The sequence below is a fragment of the Nocardia panacis genome (assembly GCF_003598715.1).
GTDB lineage: Bacteria > Actinomycetota > Actinomycetes > Mycobacteriales > Mycobacteriaceae > Nocardia > Nocardia panacis.
In genome coordinates, this window is the sequence record NZ_QZFU01000016.1 from 995,492 (window position 1) to 1,008,508 (window position 13,017).

Annotated in this window: 12 protein-coding genes and 1 pseudogene; 5 read left to right on the forward strand and 8 right to left on the reverse strand. The window is 68.9% G+C overall.

The annotated features are described in order from the left end of the window. Positions 1-2 precede the first annotated feature (2 nt). The 6 genes from rraA to D5S18_RS12785 all read right to left on the reverse strand — a co-directional run bounded on the left by rraA (position 3) and on the right by D5S18_RS12785 (position 4,299). The gene (gene rraA / locus D5S18_RS12760) at positions 3-491 is read right to left on the reverse strand and encodes a ribonuclease E activity regulator RraA (protein ID WP_120040183.1); all 489 of its coding nucleotides are present in this window, start codon (positions 489-491) and stop codon (positions 3-5) included. Between the two features lie 68 nt (positions 492-559). Continuing rightward, entirely contained in the window at positions 560-925 is a 366-nt protein-coding gene (locus tag D5S18_RS12765) for a DUF5313 family protein (protein ID WP_120040185.1), read from the reverse strand. Between the two features lie 66 nt (positions 926-991). Further along, the gene (locus D5S18_RS12770) at positions 992-1,915 is read right to left on the reverse strand and encodes a CopD family protein (protein ID WP_120040187.1); all 924 of its coding nucleotides are present in this window, start codon (positions 1,913-1,915) and stop codon (positions 992-994) included. Continuing rightward, positions 1,916-2,455: a copper resistance CopC family protein gene (locus D5S18_RS12775; RefSeq protein ID WP_120040189.1), complete on the reverse strand. Its 540-nt coding sequence runs from the start codon at positions 2,453-2,455 to the stop codon at positions 1,916-1,918. It lies immediately after the preceding gene. Continuing rightward, complete coding sequence (locus D5S18_RS12780) at positions 2,452-3,099, reverse strand: YcnI family copper-binding membrane protein (RefSeq protein ID WP_120040698.1); 648 nt, start codon at positions 3,097-3,099, stop codon at positions 2,452-2,454. Before D5S18_RS12780 ends, D5S18_RS12775 begins: the two co-directional genes overlap by 4 nt. 567 nt (positions 3,100-3,666) lie before the next feature. Continuing rightward, on the reverse strand, positions 3,667-4,299 hold the full coding sequence (locus D5S18_RS12785) for a DUF6474 family protein (RefSeq protein WP_120040191.1): 633 nt from the start codon (positions 4,297-4,299) through the stop codon (positions 3,667-3,669). A gap of 389 nt (positions 4,300-4,688) precedes the next feature. On the opposite strand from D5S18_RS12785, the gene D5S18_RS12790 reads away from it, so the two are divergent. From D5S18_RS12790 to D5S18_RS12800, 3 genes are all read left to right on the forward strand, one after another. Then, positions 4,689-6,335 carry a TM0106 family RecB-like putative nuclease gene (locus tag D5S18_RS12790; RefSeq protein WP_120040700.1) on the forward strand — a complete coding sequence of 549 codons (1,647 nt, stop codon included), beginning with the start codon at positions 4,689-4,691 and terminating at the stop codon, positions 6,333-6,335. Between the two features lie 9 nt (positions 6,336-6,344). Beyond that, a complete protein-coding gene (htpG, locus tag D5S18_RS12795) occupies positions 6,345-8,303 on the forward strand; it encodes a molecular chaperone HtpG (protein ID WP_120040193.1) in 1,959 nt (652 codons plus the stop codon). 155 nt (positions 8,304-8,458) lie between these two features. Further along, positions 8,459-9,274, forward strand: a complete 816-nt coding sequence (locus D5S18_RS12800) for a class I SAM-dependent methyltransferase (RefSeq protein ID WP_120040702.1) — start codon at positions 8,459-8,461, stop codon at positions 9,272-9,274. A gap of 102 nt (positions 9,275-9,376) precedes the next feature. Here the strand turns inward: D5S18_RS12800 and D5S18_RS12805 are convergent, their stop codons facing one another. After that, complete coding sequence (locus D5S18_RS12805; RefSeq protein ID WP_120040704.1) at positions 9,377-10,144, reverse strand: SDR family NAD(P)-dependent oxidoreductase; 768 nt, start codon at positions 10,142-10,144, stop codon at positions 9,377-9,379. A gap of 249 nt (positions 10,145-10,393) precedes the next feature. Between D5S18_RS12805 and D5S18_RS12810 the strand changes: the two genes are divergently transcribed. Together D5S18_RS12810 and D5S18_RS36115 are read left to right on the forward strand one after the other, a co-directional pair. Further along, positions 10,394-11,272 (forward strand): SDR family NAD(P)-dependent oxidoreductase, encoded by an 879-nt coding sequence (locus D5S18_RS12810; protein ID WP_120040195.1) that lies wholly within the window; start codon positions 10,394-10,396, stop codon positions 11,270-11,272. Positions 11,273-11,492: 220 nt separating this feature from the next. After that, a pseudogene (locus tag D5S18_RS36115) lies at positions 11,493-11,609 on the forward strand (TetR/AcrR family transcriptional regulator); the annotation flags it as partial. 316 nt (positions 11,610-11,925) lie between these two features. Here the strand turns inward: D5S18_RS36115 and D5S18_RS12820 are convergent. Next, positions 11,926-12,690: a TMEM165/GDT1 family protein gene (locus D5S18_RS12820; RefSeq protein ID WP_120040197.1), complete on the reverse strand. Its 765-nt coding sequence runs from the start codon at positions 12,688-12,690 to the stop codon at positions 11,926-11,928. Between the last annotated feature and the right edge of the window lie 327 nt (positions 12,691-13,017).

Sequence of the window (13,017 nt, forward strand, 5' to 3'; positions counted from 1 at the left end):
CTTCAATCCTGCGCGCGGACGACGACGCCGTCTTCGTCGCTGTAGAGCATGTCGCCCGGTACGAAGGTGACACCGCCGAATTCGACCGGGACGTCCCGGTCACCCGAACCGGTCTGCGTGCTCTTGCGCGGGTTGGCGCCCAGCGCCTTGATGCCGATGTCGAGGGTGCGCAGGATGGCCGAGTCGCGGACCGCGCCGTTGACGATCACCCCGGCCCAGCCGTTGTCCACGCCGCGTCCGGCGATGATGTCGCCGACCAGTGCGGTGTGCACGCTCGCGCCGCCGTCGACGACCAGGACCCGGCCCGCGCCCGGCTCGCCGAGGGTCTGCTTGACCAGCAGGTTGTCCTGGAAGCAACGGATGGTGACGATGCGGCCCGCGAAGGCCGCTCGCGCGCCGAATTGCCGGAACTGGGTATCGCAGCTGCGAATCTCGGGGCCGATCTCGTCGGCCAGGTCGGCGGTGGCGATGACGTTGCTCTGTTCGGTCACGGGCTCGATCTTGCCGTGTCCGAGGCGCGGTGAGCGCGCGACCCCCCGTCAGCGATGCTGTGCGATTGCTAGCGGTGCCCGTGCTGCATTTGGTACTTGACGCGGTCGTGCTCGCGAACCTTGTTGTGGTTGATCCAATCCGGATCGAGGCCGTGCTGGATCATCCGGAACCTGCGCCAGACGTAGCTGAGCGAGACCACGAAGAAAGCCAGCGGGACCAGCATCATCACGAACATGCCGACCTTGAGCCCGAGGGGGCCGGGTAGCAGCAGGACCAGCGCCAACAGCGCGATGGTCGGAACGAGGAACCGGACGAGGTAGCGCTCCATGGCCCCGTGTCCGACGAGGTCGTGGATGACCCACTCGTGCAGCTCCGCGGGAAGCTCGCGGCCCAGATCGTAGGCGATCCGCTGCCCTATGGTGGGGGTTCTCATATCACAAGGCTATGCCTGTGTTGTTGGTCACCGCCAGGTTGCCGGCGTATTCGCCGGCCGGGTTGTTCAGGCGCTGACGGCCAGGGTGGCGGCCAGGCCGAACGCCACCGCCATGGCGCACACCTCGACCACCGCGCGGCGCAGTGAAGTCTCGGCATCCATCCGGTGCTCGCTCGCGCGCGGCACCCAGGTCCGCCGCCACCACCAGCCCAGCGCCAACAGACCGAGCAGGACGCCGGTCTTCGCGAGCATGATCCGCCCGTACCCGGTGTCGAACAGCGCGGAAAGGCCGTCGATTCGGACGAGCCCGTTGATGATTCCCGTCACCGCCAGGGCGGCCACCAGCCACGGCGCGACCGCCGAGTAGCGGGGCAGCGTCACCGCCCATTCGCCCCTGGTGCGCACCACCAGGGCCAGCGCCACCAGCAGCCCGAACCAGGCCGCGGCCGCCAGCGCGTGCACCGCGCCGAGCACCGAGCCGAACGGCTGCTGCGACATATGCCCGGTGATGGGTCGCAGCGCCAGCGCGACCCCCGCGAAGACCAGCACCAGATCGGGCGAGGCCGATACGGGTCTGCGGTAGGCCAGCATCGAATAACCCGCCGCGGCGCCGGTCCCGATCACGATGGCCAACCCGACCTGCCCGCCGCTCAAACGCAGCAGGAAGGTGCCGAAATCGTGTGCGCCGAGCCGGTGCGCAGGCACCCCGACGATCCCGGCCGCGTCGCAGACGAGCACCCCGAACTCGGCCACGCACCACAGCGCGGCGAGCAGGGCCAGCGGGCGCCACGCGGGCCGCAACCGCTCATGCAGCCGCGGCAGCGCGGCCAATCCGAGCACCGTCGCGCCCGCGCCGTCCGCGATGGCCCGCACCCCCGCCTCGACCGGCACCCCGCCGGAGCGGGTCAGCGCCCAGGCCACCACCACCCCGAGCAGCCCCGCGGGCACGACGAGCGGCAGTGGCGAGCCGAACGCGCGAACCCGATTCACCTATCCCTGCCGCGGCTTCCTGCGGCCGCCCCACAGGGCGAAGACGAGGCCGCCGCCGAACAGCACGGCCGCACCGACGATGAACACCCACACCGGGACCCCGCCGGAATCGCCGCCGTCGGAATTGCCGCTGCCCTTGGCCTTCGGACCCGGTGTGCCCGCGCCCGGCTTGCTCAGGGTGAAGGTCCTGGTCCCGCTGACGGGATGGCCGTCGGCGGAGGTCACGCGGTAGGCGATGGTGTACTTGCCCGCCGGTCCCAGTTCGCCGACCTCGATGCTGACGGTGTTGCCGTCCACCGCGGGCGCGCCCTTGGACCAGAGATTGTCGTCGGGGCCGACCACGGTGAGCGAGGGGAAGCTCGTCTGCAGCGCCTCGTTGAAGCTGACGCTGACCCTGGCCGGACCGCTGTCGACGGTCGCGCCGTCGGCGGGGACGCTGCCGGTGGGGGTGGAATGCGCGGCGGCATTGCCCGCGCCGAGCAGGCCGATTCCGAACAGCAGCGATCCGAGCGCGACCAGTCCGGTGAGCGCGCGCCTCATGCGCGCCTGCCCCGGATGACCGAGCCGAGACCGAGGCCGAGGCCGAGTACGCCGAGCGCCAGACCGATGCCGCCGAGCCAGCGGGCGGTGTTGTCGGGTTGCGCGGCCGCGTGGGCATCGGCGGCGGCGTGCGCGTCCTCGGTGTTCTCGGCTCCGGTGAGCGCGATGCTCGGCACCGGATGCTCGGGCTCCTCGCCCTTGCCGTCGTAGGTCTGATCCCAGGCGACGATCTTGCCGTCGCTGTAGGTCTGTTTGGCCGGGAAGGCGACCCGTTCGGCTTGCGGCAGCGGCCCGAGGGAGACGGCGAACCGCTGGAACTGGCCGGGCGCGATACCGTGCGATCCGGCGTCGGCGGTCCAGGTGATGGCGGTGATCTCGAACTTCTCGTTCTTGTCGACCTTGACCGACCAGCCCGGAATCGGTTCCGGGCGCGCGCTTTTCAGGTTGGGGACCGCGATCGAGAGCGCCGTGGTGGCGGCGGTGTCGGATTCGTCGGGCACCTTGAAGGTGGCGACCGCGTACTTACCCGGTGCGGCCGTGGGCGCGTCCACCGTGACGTGGGCCGCGGCGGTGCCGGCGCCGAGCAGTGTCAGCCCGACCGCCGCCCCGACCGCGCCGCAGGTGCGCGCGAAAGGGAGTCTCATGGAAAGTCCTTCTGTCCGAAGCGAAGTGGTGGCGGAATGCACCATCCTCGGCGGGGCGCGCGGACCGATCGCGCCATTCGGACGGGAGGAGGGGCGGGGCAGGCGCGCATCGGCGATGCGGGTGCGCGGCTGGGCGCGGCGCGGGCGGATGGGGCCGAGTAGCGCGCGGACCGCCTGTGCGATCAGGGAATACAGTCGGTCGGCGAGCAGTATCAAGGCGGCGGTGACAACGGTGGCCACCGCGTGCGCCGCGAACATCCATCCGGCGGGCAGCAGCCCGACTGTGCTGTGCCCGAGTGGTCCGGAGCCGTGTCCCAGCAGCCCCGACAGGGCGAAGTGACCGCCGAGTTGCCCCAGTGCGAGCAGCCCGATCATCGCGACCCGACCGACCCGCCGGGCGGCGGCCGCCCAGCCGATGACCGCCGAGACCAACAGCACCAGCGCCGATTCGGCCGATCCCGGCGCCCCGCCGCCCGCCGCGCCATGCGCGGCCACGGCCAGCGCCCCGACCGTGACGCCGACCAACCCGCCGCGCACGCGGCAGGTGGGGACGCCCGGTCGCATCGCTCAGCTCACGCCGAGGCGAGCCAGCACATCGGCCTCGATACCGGACAGCTCATGGGAGATGGAGGCGTGCACGGCGCGGCGCCGCGTGGCGGGCATCTGCTCGGCGGTCTGCACGGCGGCGCTCAGGCTGTCGAGGCGTTCGCGGGTGGCCGTGAGGAATTTCGAGTTCTCGTCACCCTTTTCGCCGACCTTCGCCAGCGCCGACTCGGAATTGGCGATGCGCGCCCGCAGCTTGGCTCCGTGCCCGCCGAAATCGCCGAGCTGATCGATGCCGATACCCAACTGCTGGGCGCGGCGCTGGTCGATCCGGCCGCGGACGAAGGTGGCGGCGCGGTAGGCCAGCGGCGCGAGCACCGGGACCAGCACCCGCGCGACGCCGATGTACTTCTTGATCTGACCGGGACTGAACAGCTCGCGCTCGGCGCGCGCCGCGGTCTTGATGGCGGCCTGCTCCTCGGCCTGCAGGGTCGCGATCTGCTGCTTGGCGACCTTGCGCTGGGTGCGTGATTCGGCGCGGTCGGCCTTGCGCACGTTCTTGGCGGCGAGTTTGGCCTCCAAGCCCGCCTTGTGCTTGAGGGCCTTGGCCTCGGCCCGGCGGCTCGGGCGCCGCTTGCGCTTCGTGAACAACCCCATCGAAGGCCCTCCGTATTGCTTGTCCGCCAAGCCTGTCTGCCCGGTGCACGCGGTGTCTGATTTCACGGCGTTCTGCGCTACCTTCTGCGGTCCCGTCGCTCACGCCGCGGTGTTCGATTTGCGGCGTTCGCGGGTTCCTTCGTGGTCACGCTGCGCTACCTCCTACGGTCCCGTCGCTCACGCCGCGGTCGGTCTCACCCTATCGGGTCGATGCGCCCGCCGGTGCGCAGGTGGGGGCGGTCGCGTTCTGTCGCGTCGCGAGCGGGACCGGTTTGTGTCATGCGGTTCACGGGTTTGTCGGGGGTGGGGACCATACTGCTTAGGTGTATTCGGGCATTGATGATCGCGCCGACAGCGGCGAGGGCGGCGGCGAGGACGCGGGTTCGGCAGTGGGATCCTCCGTCACGCCAACGGCTTTCGTCGACGCGCGCGCGCTCATCGGCTGCCGCCACCGCCTGCACCTCAATGCCGCCCATCCCGAGCGGCTGTCCGGTCTCACCGAGGATGCGGGGGTGCGTCAGCGCCGCGAGGCCGCCGCCGCGCATCGCACAAAAGTGCGCGACGCGCTCATCGATGCCGATCCGGGCGGCTGGGTCGTCATCGATGCGGAGCAGCGCGCCCGCGAGCGGGCCGCCGCCACCATGGCCGCGTGCGCCGATGGGACACACCACATTTGGGGTGCGCTGCTGCCGCAGGAGCCCGATACCGGTCGTCGCGGCGGTGCGGAGATCCTGCTGCGCGACCGCGACCGCGGCGGATACATCCCCGTCATCGTCGTCAATCACAAGGTCACCGACCCCCGCCAGCCCGAACCCGCGGATTTCCACCCGATGACCTCCGACCCGTATCTGTGGAATCCGCAACCCGATCCGCATCGCAAGATGCGCCAGCAGCCGCGCGATCAGCAGCGTCTGGCGCACCTGTACCGAATGTTGCAGCGCCACGGACTGGCGAGTCCGGCGCTGGTGGGCGGCGTCATCGGCTACCACTTCGATCGCATCCTGGTGCACGATCTCGGCCCGATCCTCCCCGATTACGACCGGCGCTACGCCGACCGGATCGCCGTGGTGCGCGGCGAGTTGCCCACGGTCCCCTCGAAAGTGCCCGAATGCCGCCAGTGCCCGTGGTGGTCGCGCGATGTCGAAGGCCCGAGTTGTCAGGGCTGGCTGGCCGAGCATCACGATGTGAGCCTCGTCGCGCCGGGTTCGCGGGCCGAGGTGCTGCGCGGCCACGGTGTGCAGACCATCGAGGATCTGTCGGCCTGGTCCGGTCCGGACCCGGAGGACTGGCAGCACGGCCCCTTCGACGAGGCGGTCGTCACCGCGCGCGCCTGGCTGGCGGGTGCGCCGCTGGTGCGTCGGGTGCAGCCGATCCGGGTGCGCCGCGCCGATGTCGAGGTCGATGTGGATCTGGAGAGCTACCAGGAGTACGGCGCGTACCTGTGGGGCACCCTGCTCGACGGTGTCTACCGCCCGTTCGTCAGTTGGGATCCGCTGCCCACCGAGGACGAGGGCCGCTCCTTCGGCGAATTCTGGACCTGGCTCACCGAGATCAGGGCGCAGGCCGCCGCCGCCGGGAAAACCTTTGCCGCGTACTGCTATTCGCGCACCGCGGAGGACAAGTGGCTCTACGAGTCGGCGCGCCGGTTCGCCGGTCGGCCCGGTGTGCCCACCGTCGAGCAGGTGCGCGCCTTCGTCGACGGTCCGCAATGGGTGGATATGTTCCAGGCCGTCTCCGAACAGTTCATCTGCCCGAATGGCAAGGGACTCAAGAAGATCGCCCCCGTCGCCGGATTCCACTGGCGCGATCCGGAGGCGAGCGGCGAGGCGTCGATGAGCTGGTATCGCCGCGCGGTCGGCTATGACGCCGCACCCGATCTCGGTCAGCGCACCCGCCTGCTGGAATACAACGAGGACGATGTCCGCGCCACCAGGGTGCTGCGCGAGTGGATGAGCGAGCGCGCCGACCGCGAGGTCCCCGCCCTGGCCGACTTCGGGGCTACTCCGCTGCTGCCCCGCGTTCCGTCGCGGGGATAGTATCGCGACGTGACAGAGCATGTCGAACAACTCGAGTTTCAGGCGGAGACGCATCAGCTGCTCGAGCTGATGATCCATTCGGTCTACTCCAATAAGGACACGTTCCTGCGGGAGCTGATCTCGAATGCCTCCGACGCACTGGACAAACTGCGGCTGGAATCCTTCCGTGACAAGGATCTGCACGTCGACACCTCCGATCTGCACATCGAACTGGAGGTCGACGAAGACAGGCGGATCCTGACGGTCCGGGACAACGGCATCGGGATGTCGCGCGCCGAGGTCGTCGATCTGATCGGCACTCTCGCCAAATCCGGCACCGCCGAGCTGCGCAAGCAATTGAACGAGGCCAAATCCGAGGCCGCCGCCGAGGAGCTGATCGGCCAATTCGGCATCGGCTTCTATTCCACCTTCATGGTGGCCGACAAGGTCACGCTGAGGACCCGCCGCGCGGGGGAGACCAGCGGCACCCGCTGGGAGGCGGCCGCGGGCAGCTCCACCTACGCCATCGAGGAGTTGGACGAGGCGCCGCAGGGCACTTCGGTGACCCTGGAGCTCAAGCCCGCCGACGAGGAGGATCACCTCTTCGACTACACCAAGGAGTGGAAGCTCCGCGAGATCGTCAAGAAGTACTCCGATTTCATCGCCTGGCCGGTGCGCATGCAGGTGGCGCGCACGGTCACCGAGGGCGAGGGCGAGGACCAGAAGGAGACGACGGTCCTCGAGGAGCAGACCCTCAACTCCATGAAGGCGCTGTGGACTCGTCCGCGCAGCGAGGTCACCGACGAGGAGTACCGGGAGTTCTACCGGCACGTCAGCCACGCCTGGGACGATCCGCTCGAGATCATCCCGCTCAAGGCCGAGGGCACCTTCGAATATCAAGCGCTGCTGTTCATTCCGACCTCCGCGCCGTTCGACCTGTTCATGCGCGAGCACAAGCGCGGTGTGCAGCTCTACGTCAAGCGGGTGTTCATCATGGACAACTGCGAGGAGCTGATGCCGGAGTATCTGCGCTTCGTCAAGGGTGTGGTGGACGCGCAGGATCTCTCGCTCAATGTCTCACGCGAGATCCTGCAGCAGGATCGGCAGATCCAGATGATCCGCAAGCGCCTTGTGCGCAAGGTGCTTTCGACCATCAAGGACCTGCAGGGCAACGAGGACCAGACCGGCTACCAGACCTTCTGGAAGGAGTTCGGCCGCGTCCTCAAGGAGGGCCTGCTGTCGGATTTCGACAATCGCGAAACCCTGCTCCAGGTGTCCTCTTTCGCCTCGACCGATTCCGAGGCGGAGTCGACCACGCTCGCACAGTACGTGGCGCGGATGCCCGAGGGTCAGGACAAGATCTACTACATGACCGGCGAGAGCCGCCAGCAGATCGAATCCTCGCCGCATCTGGAGGCATTCCGGGCCAAGGGCCGCGAGGTGCTGATCCTCACCGAACCGGTCGACGAGATGTGGGTGGGTTCGGTTCCCGAATTCGAGGGCAAGCCGTTCCAGTCCATCGCCAAGGGCGAGGTCGACCTGGAGACCGAGGAGGAGAAGAAGGAGTCCGAGGCCCTGCGCGAACAGCAGGACAAGGATTTCGCCGAGGTCCTGGGCTGGCTGGGTAAGACTTTGGATGCCGAGGTCAAGGAGGTGCGCCTGACCTCTCGGCTCACCACCTCGCCCGCCTGCCTGGTCGGCGATGTCTTCGATTTCTCCCCGCAGTTGGAGCGGATGTATCGGGCCTCGGGGCAGGCGCTGCCGGAGTCCAAGCGGATCCTGGAGCTCAACCCGACCCATCCGCTGGTGACCGGGCTGCGCGATGCCTACGCGGGCGATAAGGACGCGGCCGAGGCCGGATCGGCGACCGAGTTGTCGGAGACGGCCGAACTGCTCTTCGGCACCGCGGTGTTGGCCGAGGGCGGCGAGTTGAAGGATCCGGCACACTTCGCGCACATTCTCACCGATCGGCTCACCCGCACGGTGTGAGTCCGACGGCGGCGGTGTGGCAATCGGCCCGCACCGCCGCCGATTTCGGTACAGACCAGTCGGAATGTGAATGGGCGCAGGGCGATTCGTGCAGGTTCGGCATTCCCCGCTGCGGGATGCGGTTAGCCTTGGGCGGTCGAAAGGATCGTCAGCACATGTTCGCAAATCCGCTCGCCCGCGCCGAGATCTGGGATCAGGTGGCCGACGGCTATGCCGAATTCGCTCCGGCAATCATGCAGCCATTCTCGGCACGCGCCCTCGAATTCGCCGCGCCGACACCGGATTCGCGCATTGTCGACGTGGCGGCGGGCACCGGCGTCCTGAGCCTGCTCGCCGCGCCGGAGGTGGCCGAGGTGCAGGCCGTCGACTTCTCCGCGGCCATGGTCGAGCGGTTGGACAAGGCCGCGAGCGCGGCCGGGCTGTCGAATATCACCGCGCAGGTGGGCGACGGACAGGCCCTGCCCTACGCCGACGAGCGATTCGACGCGGCCTTCTCCATGTTCGGGCTGATGTTCTTTCCCCGGCGCGCCAAGGGTTTCGCCGAGATGTTCCGGGTGCTGCGGCCCGGCGGGGTGGCCGTGGTGTCGAGTTGGGCGCCGGTGCTGGAATCGCCGCTCATGCGCATGCTGTTCGGCGCCTGCCACGCGGCCGATCCCGCTGTGCACGAACCGAATCCGAACTATCTGAGCCTGGAGAATCCCGAGGTCTTCGAATCGGAGATGCGGGCGGCCGGATTCGCGGCCATCTCCATCCAGCGGCATTCGACGGCGCTGACCTTCCCGGATGGCGCGGCCATGTTCGACACCCTGGTGCGCAGCAGCGCGCCGATGAGGGTGCTGCGCCGCGATTTGGGCGAGCGGCGCTGGGCCGAGCGGACCGAGGTCATGCGCGCGTACCTGCTCGAGAACTATCGCCCGCACCATCCGCTGTCGACCACGGCCCTGATGGGTGTCGGCCATCGGCGGGAATGACATGGTCGCCGTCGCTCGGCTTCGGGCCGCGGTAACCCACGAAGGCCGCCCCGAGCACTGCTCGGGGCGGCCTCCTCGCTGTCGGTAGCGCTGCGGACTCGACTAGCGCGGCGCCATGCGCAGCGCGCCATCCATGCGGATGGTCTCGCCATTGAGGTAGTCGTGCTCGACGATGTACTGCGCCAACTGCGCGTACTCGTCGGGGCGACCCAGGCGCGACGGGAACGGCACGCCCGCCTCGAGGCCCTTGCGGTATTCCTCGGTGACGCCCGCCAGCATCGGGGTGTCGATGATGCCGGGGGCGATGGTGTTGACCCGGATGCCGAACTGGGCCAGGTCGCGCGCGGCGGGCACGGTCATACCGTGCACACCGCCCTTGGAGGCGGAGTAGGCGATCTGGCCGATCTGGCCCTCGAACGCGGCCACCGACGCGGTGTTGATGACCACGCCGCGCTGGCCGTAGTCGTCCACCGGATCGGTCTTGGCGATGGCATCGGCCGCCAGTCGCATGACATTGAAGCTGCCGAGCAAGTTCACGGTGATGACGGTGCGGAACAGTTCCAGATCGTGCGGGCCGTTCTTGGACAGGATGCGTCCGGCCCAGCCGACGCCCGCGCAGTTGACCACGATGCGCAGCGGCACACCGGATTCGACCACCTTGGTGATGGCCGCGGCGACCTCGTCATTGCTGGTGACGTCGGCGGCGATGAGGGTGACCCCGGCGGGGACGTTCTCGCCCGCCCGCTCGATGGACTGCGGCACGTCGAGGCCGAAGACGGTGGCCCCCTGATCGGCGAGACGCTTGGCGGTGGCGGCACCCAGGCCGGATGCCGCTCCGGTGACAATGGCGGCGGAACCGGAAATCTCCACGGTGGTCCTCTCGTTCGTGACAGCCAGTTGGCCTTTCGTCAATTGCACCCTAGCCGGTGCGTGCTGCGACCCCGATCACCGCACCCGCTCATCCGATCCGGCTCGAGTGCGCGGCGCGTGCGCGAGGTTTGTCCGGTCCGCGGTCGAAATCTATTCACCGACAACCGAATTCGCGGATCATTTCAATTCGTGGCTTCCTTCGGAAAGTTATTTGCGAACACCCATGTTCATCGGTGGTACCTTGCTGCTATGAGGCTGTTCTCCCGCGCGTCGGTCGGCGGGCGCAAGATTCTGATCACCGGGGCAGCGCGGGGGATCGGCGCGGCACTGGCCCGGCAATTGCATGCGGGCGGGGCTCGAGTGGCCCTGCTCGGTCTGGAACCGGAACTGCTCGCCGAGGTGGCCGCCGACTGCGGCGACGCGCCGTGGCGCTACTGCGATATCGCCGATCCCGCCCAGGTCGACCGGGTGATCGCCACCCTCGTCGACGAACTCGGCGGACTGGACGCGGTGGTGGCCAATGCCGGTGTGGCCCGGCAACTTCCGCTCATCGGTGGCGACCCGCAGGTCATGGAGGAGACCTTGGCGGTCAATGTGCTCGGCGTCTACTACACGCTGCGCGCGGCGGGTCCGCACATCGGACATGCCGAGGGCTACGCGCTGATCATCTGCTCGCTCGCCGCCGCCGTCCACCTACCGCTCGCGGGCGCCTACAGCGCGTCCAAGGCGGCCGCGGAAGCACTCGGCAACACCGTGCGCGCCGAGATCCGCCACACCGGCGCGCGGGTCGGCATCGCCTACTTCGCCGAACTCGACACCGATATGACCGCCCGAGGTTTCGACACCGCCGCCGCCCGCGCCATCCTCGGCCGCGACACCGTCTCCGGCGTCGCACCGCTCGGCCCCGCCATCGACGGGCTGGAACGGGCCATCGCCCGCCGCCGCCGCCGGACCGTCTCGCCGTGGTGGGTCGCCATGGCGCTGCCGCTGCGCCCACTCGTGCAGCGCCTCGTCGACTATTCGCTGCGCCGCGGCGTGGCGCACGCCATGGAGATCGCCAGGGTCGAGCAGCCGCCCTGCACCACCGACCAGCCGCCGCGACCACACCGCACGCGGCGGCCGACCTGAAAGCCGAGGCAGCCCACGCCGCGGCGAGCCGAATACCCCGAGCCGGATTAGCCTGAACAACCCACGCCGGGTCCGAACAACTCCGGCCGAGCCGAGCCTGGACAACACGGAGCAGCGCATGACCGAATCGGGTGCCACCACTCGCCAACTCCCGCGCGGCAGACACGGTCTGCCGCGCGAGCAGGTGATCGCTTCGCAGCGCGAGCGCATCCTCGACGCCATGGCCGCGGCCATGACCGAGAACGGCTATGCCGGAACATCGGTCGCGGCCGTCCTCAAGCGGGCGGGTGTCTCCAGGGAGACCTTCTACGAGCAGTTCCGGTCCAAGGAGGACTGCTTCGATGCCGCCTACGAGCGGGCGGTGGGACTCATGCTCGGGCATCTCGCGGCGGCGGGCATGGCCACCGAAGCCGTAGCCGTCCCACTCGACCGGATCGATCGACTCCTCGCCGCGTACCTCGACGGACTCATCGCCGAACCCGCCTACGCCCGGCTGTTCCTGGTCGAGGTCTACGCGGTCGGCGCCACGGCGGTAGCCCGGCGCGCCGAACTCCAGGAATCCTTCGTCGACCTGGTGTGCCAGGTGCTCGGCGCGCGATCGGAACCGCAGCGCTTCGCCTGTCGAACGCTGGCGGCGGGGCTCGGCGCGATGGTCACCGCTCGGATCGCGGCAGGCGATCCGGAAGGTCTACCGGCCCTGCGGGCACCGCTGCTGGATCTGCTGCGTCGCAGCGGAGATCTGTACGGGACGTTCGGCGCGCCCGCAGCCTCAGCATGACCGCGCCCGCGACCGCGGGAGCGAGCAGCGCCAGACCCGCCACCGCGGGGCCGGACAGTCCCGGCGCGGCGGCCGTGAGCAGCGAGGCCGCGCCGAAGTAGAGGAACAGCAGACCCGACCCGATCCCGATGACATGTTCGGGCAGATGCTTGCCGATCAACAGTCCGATCGCCATGGCCAGCGCGTCGGCGAGCACCATGCCGATCGTGGAGCCGATCCACACCGCGACCCAGTCGTAGTCGGTGGCCAGCGCCGCCGCCGCGAACATGGTGCGATCACCGAGTTCGGCCAGCAGGAACGCCGAGAGCACCACGAAGAAAGGCGGGATCCTGGTACGTGTGCGCGCCGGCGCGTCCTCGTCCTCGGAGCCGCCGCCGAGGTGTTCGCGCAGCGCCCACAAACCGACGCCGAGGAAGGTCAGCGCCGCGAGCAGTTCGATGGCCCTGGTCGGCAGCGCCGCGCCGAGGAAATAGCCGACGCCCACCGAGAGCAGATGCACCAGCGCCGAGGAGGTCGCGATCGCGGCCAACACCACCCACCAGCGGTAGCGCATCGTGAAGGTCAAGGCCATGAGCTGGGATTTGTCGCCGAATTCGGCGAGGAAGACGATGCCGACTGTCAGCAGGACGGTGGCGATCATGGGGGCGCTCCTGAGTCTTCGGCCTGTCTGCCGGAGTTCGGAAAAGCCTCCGGCCGACAACCATCGGGGTTGTTCGGGCCGAAGGTCTCGCCCACCGAAGAACATTCGGTTCACGCCGCCGGATCCCCGCCGGGCGGTGGATCAGTATGTCGACTGCGTGATTGGGGGCTACTCCCCTTCGCTGCTGCCGACTCTACCCGCCCGAACCGCATCGCGCCAACACGTCGAATGCGAAATCACAATGGGCACAATAAGTTTGGCAATCCGGCCGGGAGTTTTCGGTGACCCGTCACGGCAGCGTGCGGGCCTGCGGATCGCCCGATTTCG

Excerpts from the sequence above, each read along its gene's own strand:
- D5S18_RS12780 (WP_120040698.1), bottom strand. The coding sequence starts at position 3,099 with ATGAGACTCCCTTTCGCGCGCACCTGCGGCGCGGTCGGGGCGGCGGTC.
- D5S18_RS12765 (WP_120040185.1), bottom strand. The coding sequence starts at position 925 with ATGAGAACCCCCACCATAGGGCAGCGGATCGCCTACGATCTGGGCCGC.
- D5S18_RS12810 (WP_120040195.1), top strand. The coding sequence starts at position 10,394 with ATGAGGCTGTTCTCCCGCGCGTCGGTCGGCGGGCGCAAGATTCTGATC.
- D5S18_RS12800 (WP_120040702.1), top strand. The coding sequence starts at position 8,459 with ATGTTCGCAAATCCGCTCGCCCGCGCCGAGATCTGGGATCAGGTGGCC.
- D5S18_RS12775 (WP_120040189.1), bottom strand. The coding sequence starts at position 2,455 with ATGAGGCGCGCGCTCACCGGACTGGTCGCGCTCGGATCGCTGCTGTTC.
- D5S18_RS12785 (WP_120040191.1), bottom strand. The coding sequence starts at position 4,299 with ATGGGGTTGTTCACGAAGCGCAAGCGGCGCCCGAGCCGCCGGGCCGAG.
- D5S18_RS12820 (WP_120040197.1), bottom strand. The coding sequence starts at position 12,690 with ATGATCGCCACCGTCCTGCTGACAGTCGGCATCGTCTTCCTCGCCGAA.